Below are 18,682 nucleotides of genomic sequence, written 5' to 3' on the forward strand. Positions count from 1 at the left end.
GAAACTACCATGGCCCCGGCCCGCGACAGCGGGTGTCGACGTGCCCCGACGGCGGGTGCAGGATCAACGCAACGGGAGCCGGACCGGCACATGGGCGCAAAACCGCAACTGACGTTCTGGCAGATCTGGAACATGTGCTTCGGCTTCCTCGGCATCCAGTTCGGGTTCGCGCTGCAGAACGCCAACGTCAGCCGCATCTTCCAGACGCTGGGCGCCGACATGGACCAGGTGCCCGGCCTGTGGATCGCCGCGCCGCTGACCGGGCTGCTGGTGCAGCCGGTGATCGGCTACTTCTCCGACCGCACCTGGACGCGGCTGGGGCGGCGCAGGCCGTATTTCCTGTGGGGTGCGATCTTCTCCACCGCGGCGCTGCTGGTCATGCCGAACTCGCCGGCTTTGTGGATCGCCGCCGGCACCCTGTGGATCCTCGATGCCTCGCTCAACGTGTCGATGGAGCCGTTCCGTGCCTTCGTCGGCGACCAGCTGGCCCCGCGGCAGCGGCCGACCGGCTACGCGATGCAGAGCTTCTTCATCGGCATCGGCTCGGTGGTCGCCAGCATGTTGCCCTGGCTGCTGGCCAAGGCCGGCGTCGGCAATACCGCCGGGCCGGGCGAGGTTCCCGATACCGTCCGCTATGCCTTCTATTTCGGCGGCGCGGTCCTGTTCGGCGCGATCGCGTGGACGATCCTGCGGACCCGCGAGTATCCGCCGGACACCCTGCACGCCTTCGACGACGCGCAGCCGCCGGAACTGCCCGGCGACCGCGAACGGGCGGCGCTGGAACCGGCCAGCGGCCTGCCCTGGCTGCTGCTGGGCGGCACCGGAATGGCCGCGGTGTACGCGTTCGGCTGGGACCGCATGCTGTACGTGCTGGCGGGCATTCCGCTGGCGTACGGCGTGCTGCTGCTGGTGGCGCGGCGGCTGGCGCCGCGGCGGATGCTGGCGACGATCGCCGCCGACCTGCACAACATGCCGCAGGCGATGCGGCAACTGGCCGTGGTGCAGTTCTTTTCCTGGTTCGGGTTGTTCGCGATGTGGATCTACGCCACCGCCGCGGTGACCCAGGTGCATTTCGGCGCCACCGATCCGCAGTCGGCGGCGTACAACGAGGGCGCCAACTGGGTGGGGGTGCTGTTCGCCGCCTACAACGGCTTCGCGGCATTGGCGGCGATCGTGATCCCGTGGATGGTCCGCGCGATCGGCCTGCGCGGCAGCCACCTGGTCAACCTGGCCATGGGCGGGCTGGGGCTGATGTCGATGGCGCTGATCCGCGATCCGCAGTGGCTGCTGCTGTCGATGGTCGGGGTGGGTTTCGCCTGGGCCTCGATCCTCTCGCTGCCGTACGCGCTGCTGTCCGACAGCGTCTCGTCGAGGAAAATGGGCGTCTACATGGGCATCTTCAATTTCTTCATCGTCATTCCGCAGCTGGTCGCGGTGAGCACGCTCGGCTTCCTGCTGCGGCAGCTGCTGGACGGCGCGCCGATCCGGATCCTGGTGCTGGGCGGCGCCAGCCTGATCGTGGCCGGCCTGTGCGTGTTGCGGGTGCGCGATCCGCAGCCGCTGGGGCAGCCGGCATGAGTCGCACTTGGCTTGGCTGCGTGATCGCGCTGGCGCTGGCGGCCTGCACGCCGGACGGTGGGGCTCCGCCGGAAACACCGACTGCGCCGGCCAGTGCGAAGTCGCCGGCGCCCGGCTTCTACGGCACGACCGAGCCGTTCGCGGAAAACGCCGTGTACTTCGTGGTCACCGATCGCTTCGTCAACGGCGATCGATCCAACGACCAGCGCGACCAGGGCGGTCCGCATCCGAGCTTCGACATTCCGGTCGAATGCCCGGACGGCATCGACGGCAACGTCGGTTATCTGGGCGGCGACTTCAAGGGCATCCTCGACAACGCCGGCTACATCCGCGACATGGGCTTCACCGCGGTGTGGATCACGCCGATCGTCGACAACCCCGGCCAGGCCTTCACCGGCGGCGACGCGATCAGCTGCGGCAGCTCGCTGACCGATCGCGGCAAGGCCGCCTACCACGGCTACTGGGGCATGAACTTCTATCGGCTCGACGAGCACCTGCCGAGCGAGGGCCTGGATTTCTCCGCGTTCACCGCCGCCATGAAGGAAAGCGGGCTGAAGACCGTGCTCGACGTGGTCGCCAATCATTCCTCGCCGGCCTACACCATGCCCGAGCGGCAGCCCGGCTTCGGGCAGGTGTTCGACGCGGGCGGCGCCCTGGTCGCCGACCACCAGAACCTGCCGCCGGCGGAGCTCGATCCGGCGAACGAAGCGCTGCACCGGTTCTACGCGACGAAGCCGGATCTCGCGCAACTCGGCGATTTCGACCCGCAGAACCTCGAAGTCATGGACTACCTGGTCGGCGCCTACCTGCAGTGGATCGGGCAGGGCGCGGACGCCTTCCGCATCGACACCATCCGCCACATGCCGCACCCGTTCTGGAAGGAATTCAGCGACCGCATCCGCGCCGAACACCCGGGGTTCTTCATGTTCGCCGAGGCCTTCGACTACGACGCGGCCGAGATCGCCGCGCACACGCTGCCGGAGAACGGCGGCGTCAGCGTGCTCGACTTCCCGATGAAGGAGGCGATGCAGAAGGTCTTCGCCGAAGGCGCCGATTTCTCGCTGCTGGCCGACGCGCTGCACCTGCAGGCCGGCCCCTATGCCAATCCATACGAACTCGCGACCTTCTACGACAACCACGACATGCCGCGCATGGACGCTGCCGACGAGGGCTTCATCGACGCCCACAACTGGCTGTTCACCGCGCGCGGCATCCCGGTGGTCTACTACGGCTCCGAGATCGGCTTCATGCGCGGCCGCGGCGAGCACGCCGGCAACCGCAACTACTTCGGCCAGGCGCGCGTGGACGCCGCCGCCGCGCATCCGATCCATGCCGCGCTGACCCGCATTGCCCACGTGCGACGGCAGTCGCCGGCGCTGCAGAAGGGCCTGCAGCTGAACCTGCGCCTGCAGGGCGACGAGGCGGCGTTCTATCGCGTCCACGACGATGGCGGCAGCGCCCAGATCGCGCTCGTGCTGCTGAACAAGGGCGACGCGGCACGCACGATGGAGGTCACCGAGTTCCTGCAGCCCGGCGACTGGCGCGATGGTTTCGACGGGACGGTGCAGGCGGTGAAGGAGCGCCTGGTTGCCGAAGTGCCCGCGCACGGCGTGCGCGTGTTCCTTCTCGACGCCGCGCCCCGGCGCCGGGACCTTCGCGCGCGTCTGTCCGAACTGATGCCGCGCGGGGCGGGAGCGGTGGGCGCATCCGGTTCGGCCGATCCCGGGTAGGCGCGGCCGGCCGGTGCCGGCATCCGCGTGCTCGCCTGTGAACGCCGCGGATGGACCGGCGGTGGTGGCGATGGCTCGAGGGCAGGATTCGCGGGGTCGCGACTTCCGTCGCTCCCACAAGGAAGAGCGGTCGGCAAGTGTGGGTACACCCGCCCGTGGGAGCGACGGAAGTCGCGACTGCGGCCTCCGGGTGCCGCGATTCAGGCCGCAGTGGAGCCTCGTAGCGCCAGAGCGGCCGGGATCGTGCGGCTCTCCACCGCTTCTCCCGCGATCAGCCCGAGCAGGCTGTCGACCAGGATGGCGCCGGCCTGGCGGGTATCCTGCTGCACCGTCGACAACCCAGGAGTGACGAAGCTCGCCAGCGGGATGTCGTCGAATCCGGCCACGGCGACGTCCTCGGGCACGCGCAGGCCGCGTTCGTGCAGCGCCTTCATCGCGCCGATGGCGATCAGGTCGCTTCCGGCGAACACGGCGTCCAGGTCCGGGGCGCGTTCGAGCAGCTCGACGGTGGCCGCGTATCCCGACTGCTCGGTGGAGATGGCGTCGATCTGCCAGTCCGGCCGCGCCTCGATCCCGGCATCGTTCATCGCCCGCACGCTGCCGCGGTAGCGTTCGCGGAATTCCGGGTAGCGCTCGGAGGCGTCGCCGACGAAGGCGATCCGGCCTCGCCCCTGCGCGATCAGGTGCGCGGTCATGTCCAGGCCGCCGCGGAAGTTGTCGCAGCCGATCGATACGCCGGGCTGGCCGGGCAGGGCGGCGCCCCAGCGCACGAAATGGGTGCCCTGCGCGACCAGCTGTTCCAGACGCCTGCGGGAGATCAGATAGTCGCCGTAACCGAGCAGGATCAGCCCGTCGGCCTTGTTGCTGTCCTCGTAGTCGGCGTGCCAGTCGTCCGACAGTTGCTGGAAGGAAACCAGCAGGTCGTAGCCGCGCAAGGCGCAGGCGCGGGTGATCGAGCCCAGCATCGAGTGGAAGAACGGGTTGATCAGCGAGTCGTCGGGGGTGGGGTCCTCGAAGAACAGCAGCGCCAGCGTGCCCGATTGCTGGCAGCGCAGGTTGGACGCGTTCTTGTCGACCTTGTAGTTGAGCTCGCGCGCGATCGCCAGGATCCGGCGCCGGGTCTCCGGATTGACCATCGGGCTGCCGCGCAGGGCGCGCGAGACGGTCGGCTGCGACACCCCGGCCAAGTGGGCGATGTCCAGCGAGGTGGGTTTGCCTTTGGTCGTCATGGCGTGCGGGTGGCGCGATGGCCTGCCGCATGATGCCACGTCGCGCCGTGCGGGGTCCGCCGCGATGCAGCGGGAGCGCGGCGCCTGGCCCGCCGCCGGGTTGGTCGGTGGGTCGCACCCGGCAGGGCCATCTCGAGAAGGCCGGCACGCCTTCCGATGGGTGCCGGCGGGGCAAGGCTGGGGACGTGGCTGTCCCGCCATGGCCCGGTGCGACATCCATCCGCGTCCGCGCGAGGGGCAGGCCGAGTCGTGGTGAATTGCGGTCCCCGTTTCCACGGGCGAAGCGTCTGGGCCTCTCCCGGAGGCGCCGGTGATTCCTCGAAGCTCCCGGCTGGCGGGTTCCCCGCTCCGGAGTATCGAACGTCGATTGAGACGATTCTGAGATGTTTATGTCAGTGGATTGTTTTGAGATGAATATCACTATTCAAAAATGCTTGCGGCGATTGGCATCACTTACCTTTGATGACGCGAAATGGGGGTTGCAGAAACCAAATACTTTCGCTGCGCGAAGTCGCCGCAACGCGACGCGCGCCTGATTACCCGTGTTGTCCGCGGGCCATAAAAACTGATGAGGGAGGCTCGTCATGAGCGTGAATGCGAAGATTGTTGCCAAGGAAAGCGGCGTAGCCAGGGAAGTCCAGGTCGGAGAGACCATTTCGCTGGATACGATATCTGTCGTAACGCTTCCGCTCAGTAGGGACCAGATCAGCTCCGTCGGACGAACAGGCGAGGATGGACGCGATCTGGTGCTCATCACCCGCGACGGCGAGAGGATCGTCGTCGAGAACTACTTCGTCCAAAGCGAGGATGGCGAGCACAGCGAGCTGGCTCTTCAGGACGAAAACGGTGCGCTCTGGTGGCTGCAAGAGGAGCCGGGAACCTTCGGGTTCGTGTCCGGCGGAGGCGCCCCGGTCGGAAGCGTCCCGGTGGCAACGGAGGGCGCCGCGGCGGCGACGGGCCTGGAAGAGACGGCCGCTGTAGCCTCGGGTTCGGGCGGTCGTTCCGGAGTAGGGGTCGGCGCCGCTATCGGTGCGCTGCTCCTGGGCGGGCTGGCTGCCGGCGGTGGCGGCAGCAGCGGCTCCAGGAGCACCCCGCCGCCCCCCTCTCCTCCGCCGGCAGATACGACGGCGCCCGAGCCGCCGACCGCAGAAATCAACGATGCCGGAGACACGGTGACGGGCATGGCCGAGCCGGGGTCGACGGTCACCGTCTACGACGAGGACGGTAACGTGCTCGGCACCGGCCAGGCAGGATCCGATGGCAGCTACACGGTGACCCTTGACCCACCGATGACCGGCGGGGAAACCCTGAACGTCACCGCGACCGACGCGGCAGGGAACGAATCCGACCCCACCAGCATCGTGGCGCCCGATGACGACGGCGATGGTGATGCCGATGCTGACGCCGACGCGGATGCCGACTCGGATTCGGACGCCGACTCCGATGCGGACTCGGATTCGGATGCCGACTCCGATGCGGACTCGGATTCGGATGCCGACTCCGACGCTGATTCGGATTCGGACGCCGACTCCGATGCGGACTCGGATTCGGATGCTGATTCCGACGCGGACTCGGATTCGGATGCCGACTCGGATGCGGATTCGGATTCGGACGCCGACTCGGATGCGGATTCGGATTCGGACGCCGACTCGGATGCGGATTCGGATTCGGACGCCGACTCGGATGCGGACTCGGATTCGGACGCCGACTCCGATGCGGACTCGGATTCGGATGCCGACTCCGACGCTGATTCGGATTCGGACGCCGACTCCGATGCGGACTCGGATTCGGATGCCGACTCCGACGCTGATTCGGATTCGGATGCCGACTCGGATGCGGATTCGGATTCGGACGCCGACTCGGATGCGGACTCGGATTCGGACGCCGACTCGGATGCGGACTCGGATTCGGATGCCGACTCCGACGCTGATTCGGATTCGGACGCCGACTCGGATGCGGACTCGGATTCGGATGCCGACTCCGACGCTGATTCGGATTCGGACGCCGACTCGGATGCGGATTCGGATTCGGATGCTGATTCCGACGCGGACTCGGATTCGGATGCCGACTCGGATGCGGATTCGGATTCGGATGCCGACTCCGACGCTGATTCGGATTCGGACGCCGACTCGGATGCGGATTCGGATTCGGACGCCGATTCCGACGCGGATTCGGATTCGGACGCCGACTCGGACGCGGATTCGGACTCGGATGCCGATTCCGACGCGGACTCGGATTCGGATGCCGACTCGGATGCTGACTCGGATTCGGACGCCGACTCCGACCTGACCGCTTACGACGATCTGGCAACGGCGAAGGTCAACATCCTGCCGACTTCAGAGGACGTGAATCACGGTAGCGCCACTTACTTGGCGCTCGTGTCGCTCGGCCTGCTCGACCTGCAGGCCACGGTGCTCGGCACGCCCAGCGTGTCCTTCAGCGTGGAGCCGGGTCATACGCTGGACGCGGCCTTCGACTACGGTGCCGTGGCGTCGCTCGGGGTGTTGAGCAATTACCAGGTGGTGGTACAGAAGTGGGACGGCAGCCAGTGGGTCGGCATCGACGGTTCGGGTCAGGCCACCCTGCTGGAGCTGAACCTGCTGTCCGGCACGACCTACCAGAGTTCCGCCGAGCTCGGCCCGGGCGAGTACCGTGCCTTCGTGACGTTCGAAGGCGTTGGCCTGGCCGTCCTTGGCGGCCTGGAGGTGGCGGGCGTCGACTACGACTACACCGACATCGCCGGCTACGAGGCCGAGGCCGTGTCGGGCAACGTCATCACCGACGAGAACGGCGACGGCGACAGCGACGTGGTCACCGGGACGACGGTCGTCCAGAACGTCAATGGGGTAGCGGTGGAGGCCGGCGGTACGGAGGTCGCGGGTGCTTACGGCACCTTGACGATCAATCCGGACGGTTCCTACACCTACGTGCCCGCCGAGGACGGGGCCGGGATCGGCCAGGTCGAGCAGTTCGAGTACACCCTGTTCGACCCGGAGACGGGTCATTCCGCCACGGCGACGTTGTACGTCCGTATCGACAGCGACAGCGTCGAGATGACCTGGAACGATGGCGTTCCGGGTGAGCCGGCGACGATGGTGTTCGGCGTCGCCGACGATGCAAACGGTGCTGCGGTCGAGTGGGCCAACGTCGTTGACGACGCGTACTTCAACGCCGACGGTACTCTGCTGGGCATACTCGCTACGACGCAGACCTACAACAGCGGCACGTTCGATATCACGGAGAACATGGACGTTTCCGGCAGCGTGTCGGTGAACTCCCTGATCACCGCGGGCCAGGCGAACGTCAACCTGAGCCTGCAGGTTCAGGGGCCGGGCGGCACGTGGACGACCGTCGCGTCGGATACGTTCAGCGGCGTCATCTCGCTGTTGGGCGAACTGGCGTCGCTCGACGTCTCCGGTCTGGCACTCGATCCCGGTACCTATCGGGTGCAGGTGACGCTACAGCAGCCGTTGCTTGGCGGAGTCGCAGCGCTCATCGGCGTCGATACGGATATCGATGTGGCTTACCTCGACCAGTTCGAAGTCGCGGATATCACGGGCGCCGAAGGTAACCTGCTTGCCAACGACACGCCTGGGTCGTCCTTCACCGATCTGCGGGTCTTCGACACCGAACTCGGCGATTATGTCGAGGTGACCGGCAGCGGTCCGGTGACGGTGCAGGGCGACTACGGCACCCTGGTGGTCGATGCGGATGGCAACTACACCTACACGCCGCACTCGGACAGCGTGCATTTCACCGAGCCGGTGACCGAAACCTTCGACTACCAGCTGGTCCATCCGACCGGCGAGGTGGCCACGGGTGGATTGACGGTGACGGTGGAGCCATTGGGCGCGGGTGTGCTCGCGGTCATCGACATCGAGTCGCTGACGCTGGACGACACCGGCACGGACGCCGATGCCGCCTTGACGCCGGAATCCGGGCCCGACACGTCGGAGCTGCTCGCCCGCGAGGACGCCGAAGCGCCGCTGCTGGTGCGGGGGACCGGGGACGAGATCCTGGCACTCGACGGCGGGAGCGGCGCAACCGGCACCAGCGGTGCCACGACGGCGGACTTCGAGTACGTGGCACCGCTGCGCCACGAGGACGAAACCGAGGCGCTGTTGTCGCAGCAGGGCAACAGTCCGCTTTGATCCAGTCGTGTGGAGTCCTGTGCTCCGTAATCCAGAGAATCGGCCGCCACGGCGGCCGCGAGCAGGCAGGAAGCGCTCGTGAACCGGCATGCCGGGGACGGAAAAGTCCCCGGCACGCCCGGTAGTGAGGATGGGTGTGATCCACGCCAGATCGGTCCTGTGGGGTGTCTGCCTGCTGGCAGCGAGCACTGCTCCGGCGGGGCATGCCCGGCCTTCGGGTGGCCTTGGCGAAGCGGATGCCCCGGTGGCTTGGCAACTCTCCGGGGCGCCGCCCCAGGGGCGCCCGCCCGGTTGGCGCGATGTCCCGCAGCCGGAAGCGGAGACCGGGCTGGGCTGGCGGGAAGCGGTACGGCTCGCGGTGGAGCGCTATCCCTCCATCTCCGCCGCCCGGGCCAATCTCGAGCAGCAGTCGCACATGGTCGATGCCGCGCGCTCGGGCTATCGGCCCAGGCTGCAGACCGAGGTGACGACGGGCGAGCAGGGCGAATTCGGCAGCGGGCAGGTGGCGACGCTCGGGCTGAGCCAGATGCTCTACGACTTCGGCAAGACCGGCAGTGCGGTCGAGCGGGAGCGTGCCGGCGAGCGCCGCGAGCAGGCCGCCCTGCGACAGGCGATCGACGAAGTGCTCGAGGACACCGCGGAGGCGCTGATCGAGGTCCACCGGTACCAGACGCTCCAGCGCACCGTGAAGGCCCAGATCGAAGCGCTCGGCAAGGTGCAGGAGATCACCGAGTTGCGCGCGAACGCGGGTGCCGCCACGCGCAGCGACCCGTTGCAGGCGCGCGCGCGGATGGAGGCGGCGCATGCGCATCTGCTGGCCGTCGAGTCGCAGTTGCGGCAGTGGCGCAATCGGTTGCAGACCTACATCGGCGCCGATTCCCTGCCGGAGGTAGCCGCCGCGCCGGCCGGCGTGCTGGACCAGCCTTCGGCCGAGGTGGACATCCGGCATCTGCCGGCGATGCAGATCGCCCAGGCGCGCCGGGCGGAGGCGCAGGCCGCGTTGGACAACGTGCGGGCACAGCGCTACCCGACCGTTACCCTGGAGGCCAACGCCAACAGGCGCATGGGGCAGGCAGGGGATCGCTACGAACAGATCTACGGCAGAGATACCTACAGCACGGCCTACGTTTCGGTCCGCAGCCCGCTGTACCAGGGCGGAGAACTGTCGGCGCAGGCGCGCGCCGGCGCCAATGCCCTGCAGGCGGCGGAAGCGGAGTTGCAGGCCGAGCGCCTGACGGCGCTGGACAACCTGCACCGCCGGCGCGAGGAGGTCGCAGGATTGCGCGAGCGGATCGCGGTGCTGGAGAAGCGCGTGGCGAGCATCACCGAAACAAGGGGGCTGTACTGGGATCAGTACCTGTCGTTGGGAACCCGAAGCGTGCTGGACCTGTTGAACGCCGAGCAGGAGATCGGCCAGTCCACGGAGGATCTGGACAATGCGCGCCACGATCTCTGGGCGGCGCAGCTGGGTCATCTGCTCGCGGCCGGCCGGGCGCGTTCGGCCTTCGGCCTGGAAGGCGCGCCGACGCTCGACGGGGAGATCGGCCGATGAAGCCGCTTGCTGCACACTGGCGGTCGTGCCGGTCGCGAATGGCGTTTCCGGGCGGGGGCGAGCGCTACCGCCGATGGCGTGCGCAGCGGGCCGGAAGGGCGCGGCCGCCCGTGGCGCGATTGGTGCGTACGTTGTCGGCAACCATGGCGCGGGCGAGGCGGGCATGACGGATCGTGAGAACACGGCGGCGACGGGTCATGCGTCCTGGCTGGACGCGCTGATTGCCGTCGCCAGGCACTACCGGATCGACGGCTCCGAGGAGCGGGTGAGGGTCGAGGCGGACTGGCGGGTGCGCGACAGCGGACTGGACGAGGTGGTCGGGCACATGGCGCGCCAGCTCGGGCTGGCAGCGGTGTTCGACCGCTTCGCGCCGGGCATGCTGGATCCGTGGCGGCTGCCGATGATCGCCGACTTCGGCGACGGGCAGGTGGGCGTGCTCGAACAGGTCGACGCCGAAGGCAACGTCGGCGTTCGGCTCAGCGGCGACAGGGGTCTGACCACGACGCTGGGGCGGGACGAACTGATGCGCCGCGTACAGCGCGTGTTGCTGCTCAAGCCGCAGGCCGCGGTCCCGGATGCGCGCGTGGACGAATACATCCGGCCGTGGCGGTCCGATTGGCTGCTGCAGACCGTGCTGCAGGAATGGCCGCGCTACCTGGACGTGATGCTGGCTTCGCTCGTCGCCAATATCCTGACCCTCGCGGCGATGCTGTTCACCATGCAGGTGTACGACCGTGTGATTCCGGCGCAGTCGATCCCGACCCTGTGGGTGTTGTTCGGCGGCCTGCTGATCGCCCTGAGCTTCGCCTTCGTCATGCGGGTGTTGCGCACGTACATATCGGAAGCGGTGGGCAAGCGCGCGGATCTGCGCATCTCCGATCGCGTGTTCGGCCATGCGCTGCGCATACGCAACGATGCACGGCCGCGTTCGACCGGCAGTTTCGTCGCCCAGGTGCGGGAGCTGGAGCAGATCCGCGAGCTGATCACGTCGACCACCGTCGGCGCGGTGGCCGATCTGCCGTTCTTCGCGTTGTTCCTGGGCGTGATCTGGATGATCGGCGGGCACCTGGCGCTGGTGCCGCTGGCGGCGCTTCCGGTGCTGCTGTTGCCCGGCCTGTTGGCGCAGCGGTGGCTGGCCCGGCTGTCGAGGGACGGCATGCGCGAGGCGTCCATCCGCAGCGCGATGCTGGTCGAGACGGTGCAGAACCTCGACGACATCAAGCTGTTGCGCGCCGAGCCGCGCTTCCAGAACCAGTGGAACCACCTCAACGAGACCACCGCCGGCATCGGCATGAGGCTGCGCGGCCTGACCGGCGCTCTGACCGCGTGGACGCAGGAGGTGCAGCAACTGGCGTACACCTGCGTGGTGCTGGTGGGCGCTTACGCGGTGATGGACGGGGCGCTCTCGGTGGGCGTGCTGGTGGCCTGCTCGATGCTGGCCTCGCGCATGGTGGCGCCGCTGGCACAGATGACGGGGGTGATGGTGCGCTGGCAGCAGGCGAAGGTGGCGCGCGAAGGCCTGGACGAGCTGATGAAGAAGCCCGTGGACCAGCCCGAGCGCAGCCTGCGCGTTCACCGGGCGGTCCTGCGCGGCGACTACGTGCTCTCCGACGTCCGCTTCGCCTACGCGGGCGAAGGATCGCGTCCGGTGCTGGACGTCCCGCGGCTGGAGATCGCGACCGGGGAGCGGGTGGCCCTGCTGGGGCGCAACGGCGCGGGCAAGTCCACCCTGCTGCAGCTGTTGGCGGGCATGCAGTTGCCGCTCGAGGGCCAGGTGCTGATCGACGGCGTGAAGACCTCGGTGCTCGACCCGATGGACATGCGGCGCGACGTCGCCCTGCTCAACCAGCAGGCCGCCCTGTTCTTCGGCAGTCTGCGCGACAATCTGACCATGGGCATGCCGCACGCCGGCGACGACGAGTTGCTGCGCGCGTTGGCGCTCAGCGGCGCCGATGCGGTGGTGCGGGCACTGCCCGAAGGCCTGGACTACATGATCCAGGAGGGCGGACGCGGCCTGTCCGGCGGGCAGCGCCAGTTGCTGCTGCTGGCGCGCACCCTGGTGCGCGAGCCGAACGTGCTGCTGCTGGACGAACCGACCGCATGGCTGGACGACGCCAGCGAGCGCCGTTTCATCGAGAACCTGCAGGGCTGGCTGTCGTCCCGCACCCTGGTGGTGGCGACCCATCGGCCGGCGGTGCTCAAGTGGGTGGACCGGGTCGTCGTGATCGACGGCGGTCGCGTGGTGCGCGACGGCCCCAGGGACACGGTACTGGTGAAGCCGGTGGCGGCTGCGAAGCGGCCCGCCCGGTCCGCAGCGGAGCACGGCACATGAACGCCGGGGGACTCCGGGCCGGCATGGGGCTGGGGCGCGTCCGGGCGCCGGCCGCATCGCGGGTGGTCTGGGCCAGCGTGTTGTGCCTGCTCGCGCTGGGGGCCTGGGCCAGCGCCTTCGAACTGGACGAGGTGACCACCGGCAGCGGCAAGGTGGTGCCGACCTCGCGCGAGCAGGTGGTGCAGTCGCTGGAGGGCGGCATCGTCGCCCAGCTGCACGTTCGCGAGGGCGATGTGGTCGAGCCCGGACAGGTGCTGGCGCGGCTGGACCCGACCCGGGCCGAGGCGACGGTGGACGAAAGCACGTCGCGGATGCGCGCCGCGCTGGCCACGTCGGTGCGCCTGCAGGCCGAAGTCAGCGGCACGCCGCTGGAGTTTCCCGAGGAGGTCGAGCGCGATCCCGACCTGGTGCGCGCCGAAACCGCGCTGTACCACTCGCGCCGCGAGAGCCTGAGGGAAAGCACCTCCGGCCTGACGCGCGCGTTGGCCCTGGTCAACGAGGAGATCCGCCTGACCGCACCGCTGGCGGCCAGGGGCGCGGCCAGCGACGTCGAGCTGCTGCGTTTGCGCCGCCAGGCCAACGAACTGCAGAACAAGATCACCGACCTGCGCACGCAGTACCTGGTGAGCGCGCGCGAGGAGCTGGCCCGGACCAACGCGGAGGTGCTGGAGCAGCGGTCGGTGACCCGCGGGCGCGCCGACGCGCTGATGCGTTCGACCATCGTCTCGCCGGTCAAGGGAATCGTGAAGAACGTCGAGGTCACGACCGTCGGCGGCGTGGTTCCGCCCAACGGAAAACTGATGGAGATCGTTCCGCTCGAGGATCAGCTGCTGATCGAGGCGCGCATCGCGCCGCGGGACGTGGCCTTCCTGCACCCCGGCCAGCGCGCGGTGGTCAAGATCACCGCCTACGACTTCCACATCTACGGCGGACTGGAGGGCGAGGTGACGATGATCTCGCCCGACACGATCCAGGACGAGGTCAAGCCCGAGGTCTACTATTACCGCGTCTTCATCCGCACCGAGAAGGACCACCTGACCAACGCGGCGGGCAGGACCTTCGGCATTTTCCCGGGTATGGTTGCGACGGCGGACATCCACACCGGCAGCAAGACTGTCATGAGCTATCTGATGAAGCCGCTGAACCGGGCGCGCGAAGCCCTGCGCGAGCGCTGATCGCAACAAGCCGAGGCCGCATTGACCCAGCAGACATCGCCCGCGTCGTACTGCTCCGAACTCGTGCAACCGGCCAGGCCCCTGCTGGAAGCGCAATGGCGCGAATGCGCAGATGCCGGCAGCGCCGACGATCCGCGCTGCGTGCTGTTCTTCGCCGCCAGCACCGGCGGCGAGCGCGCGCACGTTTCTGTCGGCCGCGGCACGGATTTCGATTCGGCGTGGAAGGCGGGCGTCGCCGCGTTCGAACGGCTGTGGCGGCGCAAGGGCAAGACGCCCGTGTGGCTGCGCGTGGAAGCCGCGCATGCCGTGCGGCGAATGCGCTGGGCGGAGCTGGAGAAGCGGCTCGCCGCCACCAAGCGGAACTACTGGCGCTTCGGCATCTCCTTCGACGCGGGCCTGTCGCTGGCGCTGCTGCCGATGGAGTGCGGGGCCAACGCGCTGCTGTACGACAGCGCGCACCGGGTCGCGGCACCGAACGGCAGGAACCTGGCGGTCTACGCGCGGCGCCGCTTCGGCCGCGAATTGCAGTGGCCGACGGACCCCGCGGAGCCGATGTGGGTATTCGAGACGCGCGCGGTGTTCAGCGACGGCGAGGGCGCGCATCCCATCGAGCACGAGGGCCGCAACCGCGGCTATCGACGGGTACCCGACTGGGGTGCCGGGCGCGTGCACGACATCGTGCGTCGCAGCACCGCCTTCCTCGCGCGCCAGGTCAAACCGCACGGCGAGTACCACTACGGCTGGTTTCCGTGCTTCGACCGGCCCATCCCCACCTACAACGCGTTGCGCCACGCCAGTTCCACCTACGCGCTGCTCGAAGGCTGGGAGCTGACCGGCGATCCCGCGCACAAGGCCGCGATCGACGCGGCGCTGGCCTACCTGTGCGGGACGCTGATCCGGGGGGCGACACTGCCGGACGGCACCCGCGCCGCGTTCCTGGTCGATACCGGCGACGAGATCAAGCTCGGCGGCAACGCGGTATGCCTGCTGGCGCTGTCCAAGTACGCGGAACTGACCGGGGACCGCCGACATCTGCCGCTGCTGGAGCAACTGGCCTCGGGCATCCTGCACATGCAGCGGGACGATGGCCGTTTCGTCCACGTGCTGAACTGGCCGGATCTCGGCGTCAAGGCCGAGCACCGCATCATCTACTACGACGGCGAGGCCGCGTTCGGCCTCATGCGCCTGTACGGTCTGACCCGTGATCCGCGCTGGCTGGCCGCGGTCGAGAAGGCCTTCGGGCACTTCATCGCCGCCGAGCACTGGCGCGCGCACGACCACTGGCTCGGCTACTGCGTCAACGAGCTGACCCTGTACCGGCCGGAAGAGCGCTACTACCGCTTCGGGCTGGACAACGTGCGCGGTCACCTGGACTTCGTGCTCCAGCGCATCACGACCTTCCCGACGCTGCTGGAAATGATGATGGCGGCGCGCAGGATGATCGACCGCCTCCAGGCCGACCCGGCGAGGGCGCACCTGCTGGAAGGATTCGACCTCGACAAGTTCCAGCGTGCGCTGGAATCGCGCGCCCGCTACCTGCTCGGCGGCTTCTTCTGGCCGGAACTGGCGATGTTCTTCCGCAACCCGGCGCGCATCCTCGACGGCTTCTTCATCAAGCACCACGCCTACCGGGTGCGCATCGACGACGTGGAGCACTACCTCTCGGGCTATGTCGCGTACTGGAAGTACCTGACCGGGAACCGGCCCGCCGAGCCGGAGCCCGCCGCGAAGCTGCCGCCGGCGGAGGCGCCGCGACCGCCGGCCCGGATCGTCTGGGGCGGCGACGTCAACCTCGGCCGCCGCCAGCACTACCGCAGCGCCGAACTCGGCGAGGCCAACGTGCTGCGCGTTCCTGCGCTGGACGGGGCCGACCTGCGCATCGTCAACCTGGAGTGCGTGGTCGCGCAGTCCGGCGAGCAGGGCACGGGCAAGGGCGAAAGCGGCCCCTATTACTATCGCGCGCGGCCGGAGATGTTGAACCTGCTGGTCGAAGCCGGCATCGACGTGGTCGCTACCGCCAACAACCACAGCGGCGATTATGGCCGCGAAGCGCTATTGGAACAGGCGCGCTGGCTGGAACGGGCGGGCATCGTCCATGCCGGCAGCGGCGTCGATGCCGATGCCGCGCTGGCGCCGGTGGTCGTGCATGCCGGCGAGCTCGACATCGCCCTGTTCTCGGTCGACGCGACCATGCCGCCGTTCGCGGCTGGCGCGCATCGCGCGGGCACGGCTTTCCTGCCGTTGGCGCAGGCCGCGGAATGGACGCGGGTGCTGGCGCCGCGTATCGCCGCGGCGCGCGGGCGGGCGCACGTGGTGCTCATGGCCGTGCATTGGGGCGAGAACGGCCGCGCCGAGCCTTGCGCCGAGGAAATCGCGGTCGGCCATGCGCTGATCGACGCGGGAGCCGACGCGGTGCTGGGCGCATCGGCGCACCTGCTGCAAGGCATCGAGGTCTACAAGGAGCGTCCGATCATCCACGACGCCGGCAACCTGTTGTTCGACGCCATCCAGCCGGGCCAGTCTTCCGGTGGCGTGTTCGAACTCGATCTGGAGCGGCATGGCGCGGTGCGGGTGCGCTTCGTCCCGGTCGAGGTGGGCTTCGGTCGCAGCGCGCAGCTGTCGGGCGAGCCGGCGGTGGCGGCGACCCGCCGCTATGCGGACGCTTGCCGGAAGCTGGGTTGCGAACTGACCGTGCACGCGGACGGCACCGGGGGCCTGGCCCTGCGCCCGCCGTCGCGTCCGCCGGCCGTGCATTCGCCGGCGCCGCCGCCGGGGCGGAAGCGTCGCATCGTCGCGCCGGCGCCCGATTGCGAGGTCGCCGCGGTGCCGGAAGAGGCTCGGATCGAGCCGCGCGACGTCGGACCGTTGCGACTGCTGGGGCTGCGCGTGCAACCGGAGGCAATGCGGCGGCGCGGCATGCTGTGGGTGGAAAGCTACTGGACCGCGAGCGAAGCGCCGGACGACGACATCCGCCTGGACTTCCGCGCCACGCCGCTGCAGCCGACCGCCATGCCTGCCTGGGGCGGGGGCATGGACCACGACCCCTGCGACTGGCGGATGCCGAGTTCGCGTTGGCGGCCGGGCGCGATCTATCGCGACTACTACGGCCTGCGTCCGGCGCAGCGGCGGGAACTGGAGAACGTCGACCTGCAACTGAGCGTCGGCATCGTCCGCCACGGGCGGCGGCAGGCGCATCAGCCGTTGCCGGTGCGCGTCGCATTGGACATCCCCGGCAGGCCCGACCGCCGCGCCGCCGCCACGCCGGCGTGCTACTTCTGTCTCCACCACCTGGGCACGCGGCTGGCGGGCATCGAACGTTCGGCGCTGGCGCGGACGCGGCTGTTCGTCAGCCAGCTCGGCATCGTGCCGCGCGTGCTCAGCAGCCACCTGGATCCCTGGATCCAGCAGCACTGGGCGTACTGCCAGGCGCTGGGGTGGGCGGATCCTCAGGCGGAAATGATCAACCTGTACGAGGACCTGCTGGAGATCGCCACGGGCGCGTGGTTGCCGTCGGCGAACCTCCCGCGCGAGGCGGGCGTTGTCGCCGGGCCCGTGCGGGGCGCGCCGCTGCACCAGAGTTGCCGCGGCAGCGACGGCAAGCTGCGCCGTTACGCGGTATGGCGTGACCGCGTGGGCGGACGCCTGGATTACGTCAATCATTTCGCCGGGGACAGGAAGGTCCGGCGCGAGCGGTACAACCGCTTCGGCCAGCTGCAGATCGCGCAGACTCTCGACGGGAACGGCCGCGCGATCGAGGAGACCTGCTTCACGCCGGCCGGCATTCCGCGGCTGCGGCGCAGGCTGAACGCCGCCGGCAAGGTACTGTGCATCGAGCGTATCGGCGCGTCGGGCGCGGATGCCGAATTCGACTCGGAAGAGGCGCTGACCGCATGGTGGTTGCAGCAGCGCATCCGCACGACCGGCAACCTGTTCGTGATCGACCGCGGCCCGCAGTGGACCCGTGCATTGCGCGCGCTGCACCGCAAGCGGCCGCAGCGGTTGTTCTCGGTGATGCACAGCAGCCATCTGGTGCCGGACCAGGACCCGATGACCGGCGCCTTGAACAGCCGCGACCGCCGCGAGGTGCTGTCGGACCGCGCTAGCGTCGAGGCCTGCGTCGTGCTGACCGAGTGGCAGCGCGAGGAAATCGCCGCGCGCTTTCCCGGCGGCTGCCGGCTGGCGACCGTTCCGCACGCCGTGGAAGGCGACGTGGTCGAGTCCGATTTCGACGCACGCGATCCGGATCTGCTGTTGGCCTTCGTCCGCCTCGCCGAGGAGAAGCGGGTCGAAGACATGGTGGAGATCATGCGCCGCGTCGTCCGCGTGCTGCCCGGCAAGCGCCTGGTCATCCATGGCGAGGGCAGGCGCCGTGCGGCGATCGAGGCGCTGATCGATGAATACGGCCTGCAGGACAACGTGCATCTGGCCGGCCACGTGGAGGACGTGGGCCGCGTGCTCGACCGCGCCGTCTTTTCCCTGCTGACCAGCAAGCGGGAAGGCTTCGCGCTGGCGGTGCTGGAAAGCCTCGCCCACGGTTGCCCGGTGCTGTCCTATGACATCCGCTACGGCCCGCGCAGCATGATCGAGCACGGCCGCAACGGTTTGTTGATCGCCGATGGCGAGGTCGAGCAGGCAGCGGCGGCCCTGGTCGAAACGCTGTCCGACCCGGCGCGGTTGCGGGCGATGTCGGCGCAGGCCTACGCACGGGCGCGGGACTTCAGCGCCGCGGCCGTCGCGGGCAGGTGGCGCGACCTGTTCGCTGGCTCGCCCGGGGCAGGCTGAGGGCGGCCGCTGCTGCGGTGGGCCTACTTGCGGTACCATTCCGGCCCGTTCCTGCCAAGAAGGGTGGCCCGCGGCAACGCCGGCCGAGCGTGCGACATGGGCACTACCACCGACCGCTGCTGACCCGCCCGCGAGGCCCGCACGAACGGCGCC

At 69.0% G+C, this 18,682-nt stretch carries 8 protein-coding genes; 7 read left to right on the forward strand and 1 reads right to left on the reverse strand.

Annotated features, from left to right (window positions below; all coding sequences use genetic code 11):
• Positions 1-90: 90 nt before the first annotated feature.
• Both U3649_RS08630 and U3649_RS08635 read left to right on the forward strand, forming a co-directional pair.
• The gene (locus U3649_RS08630; RefSeq protein ID WP_407354422.1) at positions 91-1,578 is read left to right on the forward strand and encodes an MFS transporter; all 1,488 of its coding nucleotides are present in this window, start codon (positions 91-93) and stop codon (positions 1,576-1,578) included.
• Positions 1,575-3,308 carry an alpha-amylase family glycosyl hydrolase gene (locus tag U3649_RS08635; protein ID WP_407354423.1) on the forward strand — a complete coding sequence of 578 codons (1,734 nt, stop codon included), beginning with the start codon at positions 1,575-1,577 and terminating at the stop codon, positions 3,306-3,308. The genes U3649_RS08630 and U3649_RS08635 overlap by 4 nt, the downstream gene beginning before the upstream one ends.
• 200 nt (positions 3,309-3,508) lie before the next feature.
• On the opposite strand, the gene U3649_RS08640 is transcribed toward U3649_RS08635, so the two are convergent.
• On the reverse strand, positions 3,509-4,537 hold the full coding sequence (locus tag U3649_RS08640; protein ID WP_407354424.1) for a LacI family DNA-binding transcriptional regulator: 1,029 nt from the start codon (positions 4,535-4,537) through the stop codon (positions 3,509-3,511).
• Between the two features lie 584 nt (positions 4,538-5,121).
• On the opposite strand from U3649_RS08640, the gene U3649_RS08645 reads away from it, so the two are divergent.
• The 5 genes from U3649_RS08645 (at position 5,122) to U3649_RS08665 (ending at position 18,529) form a co-directional block, all read left to right on the forward strand.
• The gene (locus tag U3649_RS08645) at positions 5,122-8,688 is read left to right on the forward strand and encodes a BapA/Bap/LapF family large adhesin (protein WP_407354425.1); all 3,567 of its coding nucleotides are present in this window, start codon (positions 5,122-5,124) and stop codon (positions 8,686-8,688) included.
• A gap of 244 nt (positions 8,689-8,932) precedes the next feature.
• Positions 8,933-10,240, forward strand: coding sequence for a TolC family protein (locus tag U3649_RS08650; protein ID WP_407354426.1), 1,308 nt, complete (start codon positions 8,933-8,935; stop codon positions 10,238-10,240).
• A gap of 163 nt (positions 10,241-10,403) precedes the next feature.
• Positions 10,404-12,572, forward strand: coding sequence for a type I secretion system permease/ATPase (locus tag U3649_RS08655; protein WP_407354427.1), 2,169 nt, complete (start codon positions 10,404-10,406; stop codon positions 12,570-12,572).
• Positions 12,569-13,747, forward strand: a complete 1,179-nt coding sequence (locus U3649_RS08660) for an HlyD family type I secretion periplasmic adaptor subunit (RefSeq protein WP_407354428.1) — start codon at positions 12,569-12,571, stop codon at positions 13,745-13,747. Before U3649_RS08655 ends, U3649_RS08660 begins: the two co-directional genes overlap by 4 nt.
• Positions 13,748-13,768: 21 nt before the next feature.
• Positions 13,769-18,529, forward strand: coding sequence for a CapA family protein (locus tag U3649_RS08665; protein WP_407354429.1), 4,761 nt, complete (start codon positions 13,769-13,771; stop codon positions 18,527-18,529).
• Positions 18,530-18,682 lie beyond the last annotated feature (153 nt).

Origin of the sequence: Luteimonas sp. R10 (assembly GCF_045689605.1) — a bacterium.
In the GTDB taxonomy this organism is placed as follows: Bacteria; Pseudomonadota; Gammaproteobacteria; order Xanthomonadales; family Xanthomonadaceae; genus Luteimonas.